14 protein-coding genes and 2 tRNA genes are annotated in these 18,995 nt (G+C 64.4%); 2 read left to right on the top strand and 14 right to left on the bottom strand.

Annotated elements, in window-relative coordinates; translation table 11 throughout:
• Nucleotides 1–6 precede the first annotated feature (6 nt).
• Together rlmB and rnr are read right to left on the bottom strand one after the other, a co-directional pair.
• Nucleotides 7–756: a 23S rRNA (guanosine(2251)-2'-O)-methyltransferase RlmB gene (gene rlmB / locus BM154_RS07900; protein ID WP_074882029.1), complete on the bottom strand. Its 750-nt coding sequence runs from the start codon at nt 754–756 to the stop codon at nt 7–9.
• Nucleotides 753–3,248 carry a ribonuclease R gene (rnr, locus tag BM154_RS07905; protein WP_074882032.1) on the bottom strand — a complete coding sequence of 832 codons (2,496 nt, stop codon included), beginning with the start codon at nt 3,246–3,248 and terminating at the stop codon, nt 753–755. Before rnr ends, rlmB begins: the two co-directional genes overlap by 4 nt.
• Nucleotides 3,249–3,450: 202 nt before the next feature.
• Here rnr and BM154_RS07910 point away from each other — a divergent pair.
• Nucleotides 3,451–3,537, top strand: a tRNA-Leu gene (locus BM154_RS07910).
• An 83-nt stretch (nt 3,538–3,620) separates the two neighbouring features.
• Nucleotides 3,621–3,707 (top strand) — tRNA-Leu (locus BM154_RS07915).
• Nucleotides 3,708–3,798: 91 nt separating this feature from the next.
• Here the strand turns inward: BM154_RS07915 and BM154_RS07920 are convergent.
• The 12 genes from BM154_RS07920 to BM154_RS07975 form a co-directional block, all read right to left on the bottom strand.
• On the bottom strand, nt 3,799–5,733 hold the full coding sequence (locus BM154_RS07920; RefSeq protein WP_074882036.1) for a methyl-accepting chemotaxis protein: 1,935 nt from the start codon (nt 5,731–5,733) through the stop codon (nt 3,799–3,801).
• A gap of 188 nt (nt 5,734–5,921) precedes the next feature.
• On the bottom strand, nt 5,922–7,214 hold the full coding sequence (locus tag BM154_RS07925; RefSeq protein ID WP_074882040.1) for an adenylosuccinate synthase: 1,293 nt from the start codon (nt 7,212–7,214) through the stop codon (nt 5,922–5,924).
• Nucleotides 7,215–7,293: 79 nt separating this feature from the next.
• Nucleotides 7,294–8,478 (bottom strand): ATP phosphoribosyltransferase regulatory subunit, encoded by a 1,185-nt coding sequence (locus tag BM154_RS07930; protein ID WP_074882043.1) that lies wholly within the window; start codon nt 8,476–8,478, stop codon nt 7,294–7,296.
• Between the two features lie 345 nt (nt 8,479–8,823).
• Nucleotides 8,824–9,693, bottom strand: coding sequence for a protease modulator HflC (gene hflC, locus BM154_RS07935; RefSeq protein ID WP_074882046.1), 870 nt, complete (start codon nt 9,691–9,693; stop codon nt 8,824–8,826).
• Nucleotides 9,693–10,883: an FtsH protease activity modulator HflK gene (gene hflK, locus BM154_RS07940; RefSeq protein WP_074882049.1), complete on the bottom strand. Its 1,191-nt coding sequence runs from the start codon at nt 10,881–10,883 to the stop codon at nt 9,693–9,695. Before hflK ends, hflC begins: the two co-directional genes overlap by 1 nt.
• Before the next feature lie 98 nt (nt 10,884–10,981).
• The gene (hflX, locus tag BM154_RS07945) at nt 10,982–12,283 is read right to left on the bottom strand and encodes a ribosome rescue GTPase HflX (RefSeq protein ID WP_074882052.1); all 1,302 of its coding nucleotides are present in this window, start codon (nt 12,281–12,283) and stop codon (nt 10,982–10,984) included.
• A 14-nt stretch (nt 12,284–12,297) separates the two neighbouring features.
• On the bottom strand, nt 12,298–12,558 hold the full coding sequence (hfq, locus tag BM154_RS07950) for an RNA chaperone Hfq (RefSeq protein WP_074882054.1): 261 nt from the start codon (nt 12,556–12,558) through the stop codon (nt 12,298–12,300).
• Nucleotides 12,559–12,670: 112 nt separating this feature from the next.
• Entirely contained in the window at nt 12,671–13,627 is a 957-nt protein-coding gene (gene miaA, locus BM154_RS07955; protein ID WP_074882056.1) for a tRNA (adenosine(37)-N6)-dimethylallyltransferase MiaA, read from the bottom strand.
• Between the two features lie 69 nt (nt 13,628–13,696).
• Nucleotides 13,697–15,571, bottom strand: coding sequence for a DNA mismatch repair endonuclease MutL (gene mutL, locus BM154_RS07960; RefSeq protein WP_074882058.1), 1,875 nt, complete (start codon nt 15,569–15,571; stop codon nt 13,697–13,699).
• On the bottom strand, nt 15,568–16,998 hold the full coding sequence (locus BM154_RS07965) for an N-acetylmuramoyl-L-alanine amidase (RefSeq protein WP_208609428.1): 1,431 nt from the start codon (nt 16,996–16,998) through the stop codon (nt 15,568–15,570). Before BM154_RS07965 ends, mutL begins: the two co-directional genes overlap by 4 nt.
• Before the next feature lie 8 nt (nt 16,999–17,006).
• Nucleotides 17,007–17,474, bottom strand: coding sequence for a tRNA (adenosine(37)-N6)-threonylcarbamoyltransferase complex ATPase subunit type 1 TsaE (gene tsaE, locus BM154_RS07970; protein ID WP_074882063.1), 468 nt, complete (start codon nt 17,472–17,474; stop codon nt 17,007–17,009).
• Nucleotides 17,462–18,961, bottom strand: coding sequence for a bifunctional ADP-dependent NAD(P)H-hydrate dehydratase/NAD(P)H-hydrate epimerase (locus BM154_RS07975; RefSeq protein ID WP_074882065.1), 1,500 nt, complete (start codon nt 18,959–18,961; stop codon nt 17,462–17,464). Before BM154_RS07975 ends, tsaE begins: the two co-directional genes overlap by 13 nt.
• Between the last annotated feature and the right edge of the window lie 34 nt (nt 18,962–18,995).

Below are 18,995 nucleotides of genomic sequence, written 5' to 3' on the forward strand. Positions count from 1 at the left end.
ATTGTTTCAGCCTTTGAGCGCGCGGCGCTGGCGCAGCGCCTCGAACAGACAGATGCCGGTGGCGACCGACACGTTGAGGCTGCTGACGCTGCCCGCCATGGGCAGCTTGACCAGGTAATCGCAGTGCTCGCGGGTCAGGCGGCGCATACCCTTGCCCTCGGCGCCCATGATCAGCACCGTCGGGCCGGTCATGTCCTGCTGGAACAACTCCTGCTCGGCCTCGCCCGCCGTACCGACGATCCACAGGCCACGCTGCTGGAGCTTCTCCAGGCTGCGCGCCAGGTTGGTCACCGCCACCAGCGGGATCACCTCGGCAGCCCCGCAGGCCACCTTGCGCACCACCGGGGTCAGGGTCGCCGACTTGTCCTTGGGCACGATCACCGCCAGGGCACCCGCCGCATCGGCGGTACGCAGGCAGGCGCCAAGGTTGTGTGGGTCGGTCACGCCATCGAGCACCAGCAGCAAGGGCGGGCCTTCGCAACGGTCGAGCAATTCTTCGAGCATCGCCTCGCCCCACACCTGGCTCGGGCTGACCTCGGCCACCACGCCTTGATGCACGCCCTCGACCCAGGCATCCATCTCGCGGCGCTCGCACTGACCAACGGCGACGCGCGCCTGGCCGGCCAACTCGAGCAGCGGCTGGACGCGCGGATCACTGCGGCCGTCGGCCAGCCAGATCTGCTTCACCCGCTTGGGGTGATGACGCAGCAGCGCTTCCACGGCATGCACGCCGTAGATCTTTTCCAGCTGACTCATGACTTGGCCTTGCTCCTCGACGGGCCCTTGCGATGGCGGCTCGGCTTGCCGCCCTTGTCCGCGGCCTTGCCGGCGCCCTTGCCAGAAGACTTGGACTCGGCGAGCAGGGCCTTTTTCACGTCACGGCTCTTCTGCACGTCGGTATTGCCCGACGAGGCACCGCGCGAGCCGCGACCACCGCGACTGTCGCTACCGGAATCGCGACGCTTGCCACGGGCAGCCGGCGCCTGCTCGGCCCCCTCGGCCATTTCGAAATCGATCTTGCGCTCGTCCAGGTCGACACGCATGACCTTCACCGACACGCTGTCGCCCAGGCGGAAGCTGCGACCACTGCGCTCACCAGCCAGGCGGTGGTGCACGGGATCGAAGTGGTAGTAGTCACCCGGCAGCGCAGTGACATGCACCAGGCCTTCGACGTAGATGTCCTTGAGCTCGACGAACAGACCGAAGCCGGTTACCGCGGTGATCACCCCCGGGAAGGTTTCGCCGACGCGATCCTTCATGAACTCGCACTTGAGCCAGTTGACCACGTCACGGGTGGCTTCATCGGCACGTCGCTCGGACATCGAGCACTGCTCGCCGAGCTGCTCGAGGATCGCCTCGTCGTACGGGTAGATACGCGCCTTGGGCATGCTGACGGCGCCGGCACGCTGGACGTGCGGGGTGTCCTGCTTGGAGCGGATCACGCTGCGGATGGCGCGATGGATCAACAGATCCGGGTAGCGGCGGATCGGCGAGGTGAAGTGCGCATAGGCATCGTAGTTGAGACCGAAGTGGCCCTGGTTGTCGGCGCTGTACACCGCCTGACTGAGCGAACGCAACATCACGGTCTGGATCAGGTGGTAGTCATCACGACCGCGGATGCTTTCCAGCAGCGCCTGGTAGTCCTTGGGTGACGGGCCGTCCTTGGACTTGCCACGGTGCAGGGACAAGCCCAACTCGCCGAGGAAGGCCTTGAGCTTTTCCAGACGCTCCGGTGGCGGGCCGTCGTGCACGCGATACAGCGCCGGAATACCGTGCTTCTGCATGAACGCGGCAGTGGCCACGTTGGCCGCCAGCATGCATTCCTCGATCAGCTTGTGGGCATCGTTGCGCTGGGTCGGGCGGATTTCCGCGATCTTGCGGCCCGAGCCGAAGATGATGCGGGTTTCCTGGGTTTCGAAGTCGATGGCGCCGCGCTCGTGGCGCGCGGTGAGCAGCACCTGGTACAGCGAATACAGCTGATTGAGGTGCGGCAGCACCTCCTTGTACTCGCTGCGCAGCGCCTTGCCTTCGCTGCTCTTGGGCTGTTCGAGCATGGCACTGACCTTGTTGTAGGTCAGCCGCGCATGGGAGTGGATCACCGCCTCGTAGAACTTGTAGTCGGTCATCTTGCCGGTCTTGGAGATAGTGATCTCGCAGACCATGGCCAAGCGGTCGACCTTCGGGTTCAACGAGCACAGGCCGTTGGACAGTTCTTCGGGCAGCATCGGGATGACGCGCTCGGGGAAATACACCGAGTTGCCACGCACCTGCGCTTCGGCATCCAGCGCCGAGCCGACCTTCACGTAATGGGAAACGTCGGCGATGGCCACATAGAGCTTCCAGCCACCGGAGAACAGGCGCCAGTTGCCGCCGTTCTTCTCGCAATACACCGCGTCGTCGAAGTCCCGGGCATCCTCGCCGTCGATGGTGACGAAGGGGATGTGCCGCATGTCGACGCGGTTTTCCTTGTCCTTCTCTTCCACTTCCGGCTTGAGCTTGCGGGCTTCCTTGATCACCGCCTCGGGCCAGACGTGGGGGATGTCGTAGCTGCGCAGCGCGACGTCGATTTCCATGCCCGGCGCCATGTAGTTGCCGACCACTTCGGTCACGTCGCCCTGGGGCTGGAAGCGCGGCGTCGGCCAGTGGGTGATCGTCACTTCGACGAACTGGCCCTGCTTGGCGCCGCCATTGCGGCCGGCGGTCACCAGCACTTCCTGCTGGATCTTGGGGTTGTCGGGAATCACGAAGCCGATGCCGCTCTCTTCGTAATACCGGCCGACGATGGTCTCGTGACCACGGGAAATCACTTCGACGATGGCGCCTTCGCGGCGGCCGCGGCGATCAAGGCCGGAAACCCGCGCCAGTGCGCGGTCGCCATCGAATACCAGGCGCATCTGCGCCGGGCTCAGGAACAGGTCGTCGCTGCCGTCGTCCGGCACCAGAAAGCCAAAGCCGTCGCGATGACCGCTGACACGGCCGAGGATCAGGTCCAGCTTGTCCACCGGCGCGTAGGTGCCGCGGCGGGTGTAGATCAGCTGGCCGTCGCGCTCCATGGCGCGCAGCCGGCGGCGCAGGGCCTCGATCTGCTCGTCGGTGCTCAGCCCGAACTCGTCGAGCAGCTCCTCGCGACTGGCGGGCGAGCCGCGCTCAGCCAGTTGCTGAAGAATCAGCTCACGGCTGGGGATGGGGTTGTCATACTTTTCCGCTTCTCGGGCGGCCTCGGGATCGAGGGATTGCCAATCGGCCATTAGAAACTGTTCACCTTATCTATAGAGTCGGTTTTTGCCATGTGTCTATTGAAGCGCGAAAGCGCCCTCCGGGTCAGCTTTCGCCGCGAATAATTTTTCGGCGTCAGGGGTTTACAAGGTAAAAGCACGACCGTATAGTTCGCGCCCACAGCGTCGAGCAGACGTTGTAACACGGAACAGATGAGCAATCATCAGTTTCAGTGCCCAGGTGGCGGAATTGGTAGACGCGCTGGTTTCAGGTATCAGTGACCGCAAGGTCGTGGAAGTTCGAGTCTTCTCCTGGGCACCAAATTTCGTGAAGCAGTTTGATAACCTGCTTTGCAAATAACGGACGTAATGATCCGTGCCGGCAACGGCGAACGTTACTGCAGTGCCCAGGTGGCGGAATTGGTAGACGCGCTGGTTTCAGGTATCAGTGATCGCAAGATCGTGGAAGTTCGAGTCTTCTCCTGGGCACCAAATTCAAAAAACCGAGCCAATGGCTCGGTTTTTTATTGCCTGCAGAAAAGTGGCCGGCAGGGCCTGGCGAATGCCGGGCCCTGCCGCACCCTCAGACCTTGAACTGCCCCAGGCTGCCTTTGAGCTGGGCCGCCAGGCCATCGAGCACCCGGCCGCTGTTGGCCGTCGCGGTCACGGCCTCGGCTGCACGCTGGGCTTCGGCATGGATCACCTCGACCCGCCCACGCACCGCATCGGCGCCCTCGGCCTGATGTGCTGCCGCCTGCGTCGCCGCATTGATGGCGCCGTGCACGTCCTCCACGGAACGCTGCACCGCCTGCTGGATTCGCGCACTTTCACGCAATGCCGCCAGCCCCTGATCGGCCTGCTGCCCGGCCTGGCCTATCGCCCCGACCGCTTCGCGCGCACCCTCCTGCAGGGCGACGATGTGCGCCTGGATATCACCGGTGGATTGCTGGGTCTTGCTGGCCAGGGCGCGCACCTCATCGGCCACCACGGCGAAACCACGACCGCTCTCGCCCGCCCGCGCCGCCTCGATGGCCGCATTGAGAGCCAGCAGGTTGGTCTGCTCGGCGATGGAGCGAATCACCGTCAACACCACCTCGATCTGCTCGCTCTGCGTAGCCAGCCGCTCGATCACCGCCGACCCCGCATCGACCCGCTGCACCAGCTCCTCGATGGAGCTGCCAACCCGATTGGCGATCGCGGCATTTTCCTGGGTCGACTGGCGAATGGCTTCGACCCGCTGCAAGGCTTCCTGCATGGCGCGACTCTCGGCCTGCGCCTCCTCAGCCATCGCCGCCAGCGCCTGCAGGCTGGCCGCCACTTCGTCACGTTGGCGCTCGGCAGCCGACTGCGCCGCAGCACTACGGGTACTCAAGGCCGTGATTTCCTGCCCGGTACGCACCGCCACTTCACCGGCTTCGCGGACGATGGGCTGCAGCTTGGCAACGAAGCGGTTGACCGCCGAGGCCATTTCACCGACCTCGTCACGGCTGTCGATGTCGATCCGGCGGGTCAGGTCGCCCTCGCCAGCGGCCAGATCATCGAGCGCCGCGATCAGGGTGCGCAGGCGCACCACCACGCGGCGACCCAAAACGATTGCCAGCACCAGCAGCACCCCGAAACCAACCACCGCAAGGCCCAACCCGATGCGCCAGCGCAGGTTCGCGGCCGCCGCGTCGACCGCCACACCGGTATTGGTCGCCATACCCTGGGCGGCCTGTTGCGCCGATGCCAGGCGTGCCGACAGCGCCTTGGCGCTATCGGTGGAGGCGCCAGCCAGGCTATCAGCCACCAGCTGTCCACCGCTGGCCAGCAAGGCTTCGAAACGCTGATCGACAGCGGCCAGCTCGGCATCGATGGCGGCAGTGGAAACCCCCATCAGCACCTTGCCGATTTCCACCTCGTTAGGGCTGATGCTGGCTTCGACGAAATACACGCTCGGGTCGCTTTTCGCAGCATTGATGACCTTGTCCAGGGCACGCTCGCCCTCCCCCTTGTCGAGCATGCTCTTGATCTGCTCGTTCTGGCGATTCAGATAACGGGTGAGATGGTTACCCTCGGCATCGTTATAGATTACGAACAACACATTGGGGTTACGCTGGGCGCGGCGGGCGAACTCCGACAGCGCCGGGATATCGGAATCCCACATGGCCCGCGGCGCCACGGCAGCCAGCAGCTGCGCCAGATCATTGGCGGAATCGCGCAGACTGCGCTCAAGGCTGGCGCGAATCTGCACACGCTCTTCGCCGAGGCGGCTCGACAACCCGGCTGACAGGCTCTCGCGGGTGCGCACCGAAAGGCCGCCCAGGCTCGCCGACACCTCCTTGTTGGCCTGTTCCAGCTCGCTCGCCAGGCGCTGGGAGTCGCTGCCCAGCTGACGCTCCAGATCCACCACCAGGGCATCCACGGTACTGCGCGTCAGGGCCAGCACCAGCACAACCTGAACCAACAGCGCCACACCCAGAGCAATGAACACGGGCAATAGCAGGCGACTACGCAACAGCGACAAGATAGCGATCACGGGCAAATCCTCCGACCGCCAGAGGAGCGGCAACTTCAGGGTAGGATCGAGACAAAGCAAGGGCCGTGCCGAATAGCGGCACATCGCCAGATTGCGCCGCGCCCTGCCGCGCGTCAAACGAAAAACGGGCCGCCCATGGGCGACCCGTTTCATTTACCGACCTACGGCTCTGAACGAGCCTTCGCCATTCAGGCGAACGGATGGCGCAGCACGATGGTTTCGTTGCGATCCGGCCCGGTGGAGATGATGTCGATCGGTGCACCGACCAGTTCTTCCACACGCTTGATGTAGGCGCGCGCATTGGCCGGCAGCTCTTCCAGGGTCTTGGCACCCAGGGTCGACTCGCTCCAGCCCGGCATTTCTTCGTATACCGGCTCCAGGCCGATGTAGCTGTCGGCATCGGTCGGCGCGTCGATGACGGCACCGTTCTCGTTCTTGTAACCCACGCAGATGCGGATGGTTTCCAGACCGTCGAGCACGTCCAGCTTGGTCAGGCACAGGCCCGAGATGCTGTTGACGTCGATGGCGCGACGCAGGATCACCGCATCGAACCAGCCGCAGCGACGCGCACGACCGGTGGTGGCACCGAACTCATGGCCACGCTTGGCCAGGAAGGCACCGATGTCATCGAACAGCTCGGTCGGGAACGGGCCCGAGCCGACACGGGTGGTATAGGCCTTGGTGATGCCGAGGATGTAGTCCAGGTACATCGGCCCGACACCGGAACCGGTAGCGATGCCGCCCGCCGTGGTGTTGGAGCTGGTGACGTAGGGGTAGGTGCCGTGGTCGATGTCCAGCAGTGAACCCTGGGCGCCTTCGAACATGATGTCCTTGCCGGCACGACGCAGGTTGTGCAGCTCGGCGGTGACGTCGAGCATCATCGGCTTGAGCAGCTCGGCGTACTCCATGCACTGGTCGAGCGTGGCCTGGAAGTCGATGGCCGGCTCCTTGTAGTAATTCACCAGCTGGAAGTTGTGGTAGTCCAGCAGCTCGCCGAGCTTGGCAGCGAAACGCTCGCGGTGGAACAGATCGCCAATGCGCAGCCCGCGGCGGGCGACCTTGTCTTCGTAGGCCGGGCCGATGCCACGACCGGTGGTACCGATCTTCAGCTCGCCACGGGCTTTCTCGCGCGCCTGGTCCAGGGCCACGTGATAGGACAGGATCAACGGGCAAGACGGGCTGATGCGCAGACGCTCGCGCACCGGCACGCCCTTCTCTTCCAGCTTGTTGATCTCGCGCAGCAGGGCGTCGGGGGCGACCACCACGCCGTTGCCGATCAGGCACTGTACGCCTTCGCGCAGCACGCCCGACGGGATCAGGTGCAGTACGGTCTTCTCGCCATCGATCACCAGCGTGTGGCCGGCATTGTGGCCGCCCTGGTAACGCACAACGGCGGCGGCATGTTCGGTCAGCAGATCGACGATCTTGCCCTTGCCCTCATCACCCCACTGGGTGCCCAGGACGACGACATTCTTACCCATGATACTTGTCCTCTTCGCGCAAGCTTGAGCCGGTCACGGCCGGCGAAAGTAAATCAGAATAGACGACCACGCAGGCCGCTCAGTCCAGCGCCAGCACCTGCCAGCGACCGTCATGCAATACCAACTGGCGATCACAGCCGACGTCGGCAGCCGCAGCCAGCTCCTGGCCGGGCAGCGCCTGCACCACACGCTCGCCTTCGGCGCGCAAACGGCGAACCGCCTGCCACAGGTAAACGTCATGGCTGTCCGGCGCCCAGATACCGGCAGGCTCTTCGCCAAGCGGCATATGCCCGAGCGTTACCAGGGTTTTCAGATCGGTGGAGAACCCGGTAGCGGGGCGAGCACGGCCGAAGTCAGCGCCGATGTCGTCATAGCGGCCGCCCTGGGCAATCGCCTGACCGACAGCCGGCACGAACGCGGCGAATACCACGCCGGTGTGGTAGTGGTAACCGCGCAGCTCGCCGAGATCGAAATACAGCGGCAGCTCCGGATAACGCAGTTCCAGCGCATCGGCGATGGCCACCAACTCGTCCAGGGCGGCATGCACGTCATCCGGTGCCTCGACCAGACAGGCCTGGGCCAGATCCAGCACGTCGCGACTGCCGCACAGCTCGGCCAGAGCACGCAGCATGCGGCGCAGCGAATCGGGCAGCGCCTCGGTGAGCGCGTCGATCTCGTCCATGGCCTTGCGCTGCAGGGCATCGAATAGCTGCTGCTCGGCTTCGCCAGAGAGTTCGGCGGCACGCACCAGGCCGCGGTAGATACCAACGTGCCCCAGGTCCATGTGCACGTCCGGCACTTCGGCCAGTTCCAGGGTATCGACCAGCAGGCTGATCACCTCGACATCACTGGCCGGGCTGGCGTCGCCATACAGCTCGGCGCCCAGCTGAATCGGGCTGCGCGAAGTGGTCAGCGCCCGCGGCTGCGCATGCAGCACGCTGCCTGCGTAGCACAGCCGGCTAGGCCCCTCGCGACGCAGGGTGTGCGCATCGATACGTGCGACCTGCGGGGTGATGTCGGCACGAAAGCCCATCTGCCGGCCGGATAGCGGATCGGTCACCTTGAAGGTGCGCAGATCCAGATCCTGGCCCGCGCCGGTGAGCAGCGACTCCAGGTATTCGATATGGGGGGTCACCACGAATTCGTAGCCCCAGCGCTGAAACAGATCCAGCACCTGACGACGCGCGATTTCGATGCGCGCCGCTTCCGGGGGCAATACTTCTTCGATCCCATCTGGCAGCAGCCAGCGGTCTACCGTTGCCATTTCGCCATTTCCCTCTTGATTCGGGCGGCACAAGCCTTCAGTGAAGCGGACGGAAAGCCAGACGCGGCAACAGGCCGGTCGACTCCAGGAACGGGCATCGAGACGATCATTGAATTGATTGCACGAAGCCCCCACGCCAGGGGCGCGGAAAGAGGCAAGGCCAGAAGCCTTGAAAGACAGAACATAACGCTCAGTTCGTGCCGCATGATTCCCACAGGCGCAAAAAAGCCGGGATTTTCCCGGCTGCCGCATCATACCACGTCAAAAGCCTCAAGCCGCAAGCTTCACACGACAAGCGAACCCAGGGATCGGCTCGTGGCGTGCAGCTTGCGGCTCAGGGCCGCGTTATGGCTTGGACTTCTCCAGGTAGCGGAAAAAGTCGCTACTCGGATCCAGCACCAGCACGTCACGCTTGTCGGAGAAACTCTCGCGATAGGCGTTAAGGCTGCGATAGAAGGAGTAGAACTCCTGATCCTGACCATAGGCCTTAGAGTAGATGGCCGCGGCCTGGGCATCACCCTCACCACGCAGCTCCTCGGCCTGACGGTAGGCTTCAGCCAGGATCACCCGCTGCTGACGATCGGCGTCGGCACGAATGCCTTCCGCCAGCTCCTTACCCTTGGCGCGGTGCTCGCGAGCCTCACGCTCACGCTCGGAGCTCATGCGATCGAATACGCTGCGGTTGACTTCCTTGGGCAGGTCGATGGCCTTGACGCGAACGTCGACCACCTCGATACCCAGCTCCCGCTGCGCCGCCCGATTGAGCGAAGCCGTGACGTCAGCCATCAGTGCATCACGCTCGCCGGACACCGACTCGTGCAACGTACGCTTACCGAACTGGTCGCGCAGCGACGCTTCGAGACGCCGCGACAGACGCTCGTCGGCGATCTGCTTCATACCGGACGTTGCGGTGTAGTAACGCTCGGCATCCAGCACACGCCATTTAGCGTAGGCATCGACCATCAGCGCTTTCTTCTCGAGGGTCAGGAAGCGCGAGTTGACGGTATCCAGGGTCAGCAGGCGGGCATCGAACTTGCGTACCTGGTTGACGTAAGGAATCTTCATATGCAGACCCGGCTGCACATCCGCCTCGACGATTCGACCGAACTGCAGCAATACCGCCCGCTCGGTCTGCGCCACGATGTAGAAGCTGCTCCACACCACCAGTGCCAGCACCACGCCGACAATCAGGGTTACCAGTGACTTATTGCTCATCAACGGCTCTCCCTAGTGCGCACGTCTGACTGCCCGGCGCTGTTACCTACGCGCGCACCAAGATCGGCGGCGCCAGCACCCGCAGCGCTGGACGAAGCGTTGCCGCTACCGCCACGGCTGTCGATCATCTTGTCCAGCGGCAGGTAGAGCAGGTTGTTCTGCCCCTTGTCACCGGTCACCAGCACCTTGCTGGTGCTGCTCATCATCTGCTGCATGGTGTCCAGATACAGACGCTCACGAGTGACTTCCGGTGCCTTGCGATACTCGGCTACCAGCGCGGTGAAACGATCCGCCTCACCCTGGGCGCGGGAGATCACTTCGTCGCGGTAACCGCTGGCATCCTCGATCAGACGCTGGGCCTGACCACGGGCTTCCGGCACCACGCCATTGGCGTAGGTTTCCGCCTGGTTCTTCTCACGCTGCTCGTCTTCACGGGCACGAATCACGTCATCGAAGGCTTCCTGCACCTCACGCGGCGCCGCGGCGCTCTGCAGGTTCACCTGAGTCACGGTGATACCGGTGCGATAGGTGTCGAGGAAACGCTGCAGACGGTCGCGCACATCGCCAGCCATCTGCTCACGCCCCTCGGTCAGCACCTGATCCATCTCGGTGGAGCCCACCACGTGGCGTACGGCGCTGTCGGTCGCATGCTGCAGACTGGTCTCCGGCATGTCGACGTTGAGGACGAAATCCTGCAGGTTGGTGATCTTGTACTGAACGGTCAGTGGCACTTCGATGATGTTTTCGTCTTCGGTCAACATCTGCCCCTGCTTGCTGTAAGCGCGCTCGCGGGTGACGTTTTCCTGAAACTTGCGATCGATCGGCGGGAAGTAGATGTTCAGGCCCGGGCCGACGGTCTCGTGGTATTTGCCGAAACGCAGCACGACGGCCTGCTCCTGCTCATCGACCACATAGATAGCGTTGTACAGCCAAAAAGCGCCCACGACGGCCAGCGCAACGAACAGCAGGCCGAAACCGCCACCTTTGCCTCTGGAACCATTGTTGTCACTGCCGCGTTTGTTGCCGCCACCGAACACTCCATTGAGTTTGTCCTGTAGCTTGCGGAAGGCTTCGTCAAGATCCGGTGGTCCCTTGCGGTCGCCGCCGCCACCGCCGCCATTACCACGACGGCCGCCGCCACCCCAGGGATCCTGATTGTTCGAGTTGCCACCCGGCTCATTCCAAGCCATAGCGCTCTCCATACTGATAAAGCAAAGACGCGCCAAAGGGCGCGCCCACCAATGCTACAGAATGCCCGCATCCAGCGGCAAAATCACCGCTTCGGGCTTTATTGCAAAGTGTGTTGCTCGATGAATTCTAGCGGCTGCAGGCCTTCACGGCTGACCAGACGGTTAAGTTCGACGCGCGGAATGCGCACCTGCAAGAGGCTGCTGCCGTCTTCGGCATAGGACTCCTGCAGCACTGCGCCCAGTTCAAAGAACTGCGCTCGCAAGCGCGCCAGGCGCTGCGGCAGCTGTAGCGTGGCAATGAACAGGTCATCACCGAGCAGCTCGGCAATCGCCTGTTTGAGCAGGGGCAAGCCGCGACCATCACGCGCCGACAACCACACCCGCTCGGGGCGCCCATCGGCGGTGCGCTGGATTTGCGGTTCCACACCCTCAAGCAGGTCGAGCTTGTTGTAGACCTCGAGCACCGGCAAATCCTGGGCGCCGATTTCTCCAAGCACCGCCAGCACCTGCTCGATCTGCGCATCGCGCTCCGGCTCGTGGGAGTCGATCACGTGCAGCAGCAAGTCGGAGTTGCTCGACTCTTCGAGCGTCGCGCGAAACGCCTCGACCAGCTTGTGCGGCAGGTGCCGAATGAACCCTACGGTATCGGCCAGCACCACCGGCCCCAGATCGTCGAGTTGCAGGCGACGCAGGGTCGGATCGAGGGTGGCGAACAGTTGATCGGCGGCGTAGACGTCGGACTCGGTCAGGGCATTGAACAAGGTGGACTTGCCGGCGTTGGTATAACCGACCAGCGACACGGACGGGATATCCGCACGCTTGCGACCACGCCGCGCCTGCTCGCGCTGGCTGCGCACCTTCTCGAGCTTCTGCTTGATCTGGCGAATGCGTACACGCAACAGGCGACGGTCGGTTTCCAGCTGGGTTTCACCCGGGCCGCGCAAGCCGATACCGCCCTTCTGCCGCTCAAGGTGGGTCCAGCCGCGCACCAGGCGGGTGCTCATGTGGTCGAGCTGAGCCAGCTCGACCTGCAGCTTGCCTTCATGGGTACGCGCGCGCTGGGCGAAAATATCGAGGATCAGTCCGGTACGATCCAGTACGCGGCACTCGAACATGCGCTCGAGGTTACGCTCCTGGCTGGGCGTGAGGACGTGATTGAAGATGACCAGGTCGGCCTTATGGGCCTTGACCTGGTCACGCAGCTCTTCCACCTTGCCGCTACCGATGAGGAATTTCGCCGTGGGCCGACTATTGGGCACACTGAAAAACGCCACGGTATCGGCACCGGCGGAAAGTGCCAGCTCCTGAAACTCCTGGGGATCCTCGCTCGCCTCGGTGTTCTGACTATCCAGATGAACCAGGATGGCCCGTTCACCCCCTTCATGGCGCTCGAAGAACAATGCGACCCCCTGGGTTAGGCGTTGCCAGGCTCGGATTCAGCCTGATCGGACTCGGATGCAGTTGGCAGACGATCCGGGCGGCTCGGTACCACAGTGGAGATCGCGTGCTTGTAGACCATCTGGCTGACAGTGTTCTTCAGCAGGATGACGAACTGGTCGAAGGATTCGATCTGGCCCTGCAGCTTGATGCCGTTGACCAGGTAGATGGAAACCGGGACGCGCTCCTTCCGCAGGGTATTGAGGTAAGGGTCTTGTAGCGAATGCCCTTTTGACATGTGCCGCACTCCTAAATGAATCGAGAATTGAATAGTTTTTTGAACGGTTTGCTTAGCCTACAAACGGCTTTTGCACGCCTTCCCCCAAGGATAGACGGCCCGCGGCAAGGTCTCAGCTCAATATGGAGACCGTCGCCAGGTATTTCAAGGCACGTGGCAGATTGTCGCAATCAAGGCTGTCCAACCAGTGCACATCTTGCCAACTGCGTAACCAGGTGAACTGCCGCTTGGCCAGCTGGCGGGTGGCGATGATGCCACGCTCGCGCATCTGCTCCGCGCTGAGCCGCCCCTCCAGATGATCCCATACCTGCCGATAGCCCACCGCCCTGATAGACGGCATTTCGCCGTGCAGGTCACCACGCCGATGCAGGCGTTCGACCTCGGCGACGAAGCCCTGTTCCAGCATCAGATCAAATCGTTGAGCGATTCGTTCGTGAAGAATATGCCGCTGCGCAGGCGCTATCGCCAACTGCGCGACAGTATAAGCCAAGCCACTGCCGGATGAAGCGGCTTCGCTCTGCTGCATACGCAGTTGCGTCATGGTCATGCCGCTGACCCGAAAGACCTCCAGAGCCCGAACCAGACGCTGCGGATCGTTCGGGTGAATGCGCGCCGCCGACTGCGGATCCACCGCCTGCAGCTCGGCATGCAGGGCCGCTAATCCCTCACGTTCGGCACGCGCTTCCAGCTCGGCGCGCACCTCGGCATCGGCGCCCGGCATATCAGCCAGGCCCTCGAGCAGCGCCTTGTAATACAGCATGGTGCCGCCGACCAGCAGGGGAATGCGTCCCCGCGCGGTGATGTCGGCCATCGCCGCCAGGGCATCACGCCGGAAATCGGCCGCCGAATAGGCCTCGGCCGGGTCACGAATATCCACCAGGTGGTGAGGAAAGGCGTCGAGAGTGGCCCGATCCGGCTTGGCCGTCCCGATATCCATGCCGCGATAGACCAGCGCCGAGTCTACGCTGACCAGCTCGCAGGGCAGCACGCGCGCCAGGGCCAACGCCAGATCGGTCTTGCCGGACGCAGTCGGGCCCATCAGAAAGATGGCAGGAGGAAGGGAAGACATCGGCTCGACTCGGATGAACGGCGGCCCATTTTCAGGGCATCGGCGGCCCGCCGCAAGCGCGCTGCTGGATCACTGGCCGCGCAGGAACAATTTGTCCAACTGGTCCAGGCTCATCTGCGTCCAGGTCGGCCGGCCGTGGTTGCACTGGCCGCTGCGCTCGGTCTGCTCCATATCGCGCAGCAGCGCGTTCATTTCCGGCAGGGTCAGGCGGCGATTGGCACGCACCGCGCCGTGGCAGGCCATGGTACCGAGGAGCTCGTTGAGGTGTGCCTGAATGCGGTCACTGGTGCCGTACTCGAGCAGATCGGCCAGCACATCACTGACCAGCCGGGTCGCCTCGGCCTGCTTGAGCAGCACCGGGATCTGCCGGATCGCCAGGGTTTCCGGGCCCAGGCGCTGCAGCTCGAAGCCCAGCTTCTGGAACCATTGACCATGCTCTTCGGCGCAATCCGCCTCACGCTGACTGACAGCGATGGACTCGGGCACCAGCAGCGGTTGACCGCGTAGCCCCTCGCTGGCCATCGCCACCTTGAGGCGCTCGTACATGATCCGCTCATGGGCCGCGTGCATATCGACCACCACCAGGCCGTGAGCGCTTTCCGCCAGAATGTAGATGCCCTTGAGCTGGGCGATGGCGTAGCCGAGCGGCGGAATATCGCCCTGTTGCTCCGGCAGCGTGACGGGAGCCGCACCCGCCGGCAGCGGCGCGAAGAACTCACGGTAAACACCCTGAGCCTCTGCCGCGGGAAGCGATGCTTCGCTGCGCTGCCCCTGGTAGCCAGCCCCCGATGACCGCCAGAGCGACTCCACGGGGCGCTCGAGCACGCTGGCGGACAGGCCCATTTCACCTTGCGGGCCGAACTCGCCCGCCGCCTGGCCGGTTGGCCGCAATACGCTTTCCACGACAGCCGGGGTTGCCAGCTGACTTTCCGGGCGCACCTCACCAAGCGCGCGGTGCAGGGTACCATACAGGAAGTCATGGACCATGCGCCCCTCGCGGAAACGCACTTCGTGCTTGGTGGGGTGCACGTTGACGTCGACGGCAGTCGGGTCGATTTCCAGAAACAACACGAAGGTCGGATGGCGACCGTTGAACAGCACGTCGCGATAGGCCTGGCGCACTGCGTGGGCAACCAGCTTGTCGCGCACCATGCGGCCATTGACGTAGAAATACTGCAGATCCGCCTGGCTGCGCGAGAAGGTCGGCAAGCCCACCCAGCCCCACAGGTGCAAACCGTTGCGCTCGATATCGATGGGCAGCGCCTGCTCGAGAAAGCCGGCACTGCACACGGAGGCGACACGCCGCGCGCGGCTGGCGTCGTCGTTGGCCTCGTGCAGCGACAACACGCTCTTGCCGTTATGGCGCAGGTGGAAGGCCACATCGAAGCGCGCCAGGGCCAGGCGCTTGATGACTTCCTGCAGGTGATCGAACTCGGTCTTCTCGGCCTTGAGGAACTTGCGCCGCGCCGGGGTATTGAAGAACAGGTCGCGCACTTCCACCGAAGTGCCCACCGGATGCGCCGCTGGCTGCACCCGCGGCTGCATGTCGCGGCCCTCGGTTTCCACCTGCCAGGCCTGGTCGGCATCGGCGGTGCGCGAGGTCAGGGTCAGCCGCGCGACCGAGCTGATCGAAGCCAGGGCCTCGCCACGAAAGCCCATGCTCATGACCTGTTCGAGATCCTCGAGATCACGAATCTTGCTGGTGGCGTGACGGGCCAGGGCCAGCGGCAGGTCATCGGCGGCGATGCCGCGGCCGTCGTCACGCACCCGCAACAGCTTCACGCCGCCCTGCTCGACATCCACTTCGATGCGCCTGGCGCCGGAGTCCAGGCTGTTCTCCAGCAGCTCCTTGGCCACCGATGCCGGGCGCTCGACCACCTCACCGGCAGCAATCTGGTTTGCCAGCCGCGGGCTGAGCAGCTGGATGCGCAGCGCCTCACTCATGGCTGGGCAGCCAGCGAGGTCGCCGGAATGTGCAGCGTCTGGCCGACCTTGATCATATCGGACTTCAGTGAGTTGGCAGTACGCAGGCTGGCCAGGCTGACCTGGTAACGCTGAGCGATCAGCGCCAGGCTCTCGCCGGAGGCGACCACGTGCTCACGGGGCCCCTGGGCGATCTTGCCGTTGTCGCGCAGCCAGGCGATGTAGGTACCGGGCGGCGGATTCTGCTCGAAGAACTGCTTCACCCCGGTGACGATGGAGCGCGACAGGCTTTGCTGGTGGCTGGCCGAGTGCAGCTTGCGGGCCTCGCTGGGGTTGGAGATGAAGCCGGTCTCCACCAGGATCGACGGAATGTCCGGCGACTTCAGCACCATGAAGCCGGCCTGTTCGACGCGGCGCTTGTGCAGCGGAGTGACCTGGCCCATCTGGCCGAGCACCTTCTGCCCGACATTCAGGCTGGAGGACAGCGAGGCGGTCATCGACAGGTCGAGCAGCACGCCGGCGAGCATACGGTCCTTGTCTTCGAGGCTGACGTTGCCGGCCCCGCCGATCAGGTCGGACTGGTTCTCGGCATCAGCCAACCAGCGTGCGGTTTCCGAGGTGGCACCGCGATCCGACAGCGCATACACCGAGGCGCCAAAGGCCGCTGCCCGTGGCGCGGCATCGGCGTGAATGGATACGAACAGATCGGCGCCCTTCTTGCGGGCGATCTCGGTGCGTTTGCGCAGTGGAATGAAGTAGTCGCCGGTGCGCACCAACTCGCCACGGAAGCCTTTCTGGGCGTTGATCTGGCGCTGCAGCTCCTTGGCAATGGACAGGGTCACGTTCTTCTCGAACTGGCCCTTGGTGGGGCCCAGTGCGCCCGGGTCCTCGCCACCGTGACCGGCATCGATGGCGATCACGATATCGCGCTTGCCGCCGGGCACCGGCGCCAGCTTGGGCGGCGCCTGGGTCGGGGTGACGGGCACCGGCGGCGCGCTGGCAGTGGTAGTCGATGGCAGGCTGGGCGCCGCGTCCGAGGCCTGATCGAACAGGTCGACCACCAACCGGTTGCCGTACTGCTGATTGGGCGCCAGGGTAAAGCTCTTCGGCGTGACCTGGGCAGACAGGTCGATGACCACGCGCAGATCGTCGGGGGTACGCTGCGCCGAGCGCACGGCCGTGATCGGCGTATTGCTCAGAGCAAGCTTGTCCAGCGAGGTCACCAGTTTGGCGCCGCTGATATCGATGACGATACGATCCGGCGCGCTCAGCGTGAACACGCTGTGCTGCACCGGCCCGGACAGGTCGAAGACCAGGCGCGTGTTGTCCGGCGCGCGCCACAGGCGAACGCTGCGCACATCCGACGCGGCCCATACGTCGGCTGCCATGACCGCCAACATCAGCCCGACCGCGATCATTCGCGCGCCTATGCGCATACCCGCCCCCACTCTATCGTTCATGCCCCGGGTGCCAAAACGGCACACCAGTGTTCACCCTTCGCGCTATGACTGCGAAGCAGCAGCGACCGGCCACCCGCTCGCGGGCTAATGGTAATGTCAAGGTCGGCCTTTGGCAAAACGCCGGCACCGCGCTGCGGCCACTCGATCAGGCACAGGGCATCAGCGTCGAAGTAATCGCGAATGCCGAGGAACTCCAGCTCCTCGGGATCGACCAGGCGATAGAGGTCGAAATGGAAGGCACGGACTTCGCCGATCTCGTAGGGCTCGACCAGGGTAAACGTGGGGCTTTTCACCGCGCCACGGTGCCCGAGGCCTTGCAGCATGCCGCGTGACAGCGTGGTCTTGCCGGCGCCCAGATCCCCTTCCAGGTAAATCATGCCGCGCCCCTGGGTGGCTGCAGCAATGCGCGCGCCGAGCGCCAGCATGGCGTCTTCATCGGCGGCGAACAGTTCTATTTCCGACAAGCGGCTCGCTCCTCTAACAAATGGCGGATAGCGTCGCACAGATCGCCCGCCGCCAGACCATTTCCTTTATGTGCCAATGACTCACCCGCGCAGGCATGCACCCATACGCCCAGGCAGGCCGCCTGCCACGCACTGCAGCCCTGGGCGATCAAGGCGCCGATCAAGCCGGCCAGTACATCTCCCAGGCCGGCGCCGGCCATCACCGGGTCACCGCGATCACACACCAGCAAGCGGCCAACAGGGTCAGCAACCAGGGTGCCGGCACCTTTGAGTACGCAGACCACCTCATAACGCCGGGCCAGCGCCCTGGCCGCGGCCGGTCGGTCCGCCTGCAGCGCCGCTATCGAGATGCCCAGCAAGCGTGCTGCCTCACCGGGATGCGGGGTAATGACGCTGCCGGGGGCGATACGCACCGCGCCCGCCGCCAACAGGTTGAGTGCATCGGCGTCCCATACCTGGGCGCCGCCGGAAGCCGCTGCCGCCGACAACAGGCTGCGCCCCCAGGCAGCCTGGCCAAGGCCGGGCCCGACGACCCACACCGTGACCTTGTCGGCCAGCGCGTGCAGCTGATTGGCCGAGGCGACCGCCAGGCTCATTACCTCGGGCAGCCGGGCCTGCGCGGCGCCGACATGTTCCGCGCGGGTCGCCAGCGACACCATACCGGCGCCACCGCGCAGCGCACTCTGCGCCGACAGCAAGGCCGCGCCACCGGTACCCTGGTCGCCGCCGACCACCAGCAGATGGCCAAGCTGGCCCTTGTGGGTGGTTGGCTGGCGGGCTGGCACCAGCGGCAGAAGATCACCCGCCAGGCGCCATGCGGCGGCTTGCTGATGCGAGACGATCTGCGGGTCGGCCTGCAATGAATCGAACACCAGGCGGCCAACATGATCGAGCGCCGAGCCGAGGTACAGGCCGAGTTTCAAGCCGATCAGGGTGACGGTGAGCTGCGCCTTAACCGCAGCACCCAGTACCTGGCCGGTATCGGCGCAAATTCCCGAGGGAATATCCACCGCCAGCACCGGGCAGCCACTGCGATTGATCCACTCGATGGCCGCTGCATGGGGCTCGCGCACCTCGCCAGCCAGACCGGTACCGAGCAGCGCATCGACCAGCACACCCTGGGGCTGAGCGTCAGCCTGCCAGGCCCGCACCTCGACACCGGCCGCGCGCGCCTCGTCGCAGGCCCGGGCGGCGTCGCCCTGCAAGCGCTGCGGCTCGCCCACGGCCAGCACCCGGGCCTGCCAGCCGGCGCGCTGCGCCAATGCGGCTATCAGGTAACCATCACCGGCGTTGTTGCCGTGCCCGGCCAGTACGGTCAGCGCACCGGCGTCCGGCCATTCACGGCGCAGCGCGCGCCAGATGGCGTGGGCAGCACGGCGCATCAGCTCGAAACCGGGCGTGCCGACAGCGATCAGCGCTGCATCCAGCGCCCGCACCTGGGTGGCGCTGTATAGCGCAAGAGGAAGATCGTCTGATGAATGCCGCATGCCTGAGCTCCGATGTCTGGCAGAATTATACGCC

It is taken from the genome of Phytopseudomonas argentinensis (genome assembly GCF_900113905.1).
GTDB lineage: Bacteria > Pseudomonadota > Gammaproteobacteria > Pseudomonadales > Pseudomonadaceae > Aquipseudomonas > Aquipseudomonas argentinensis.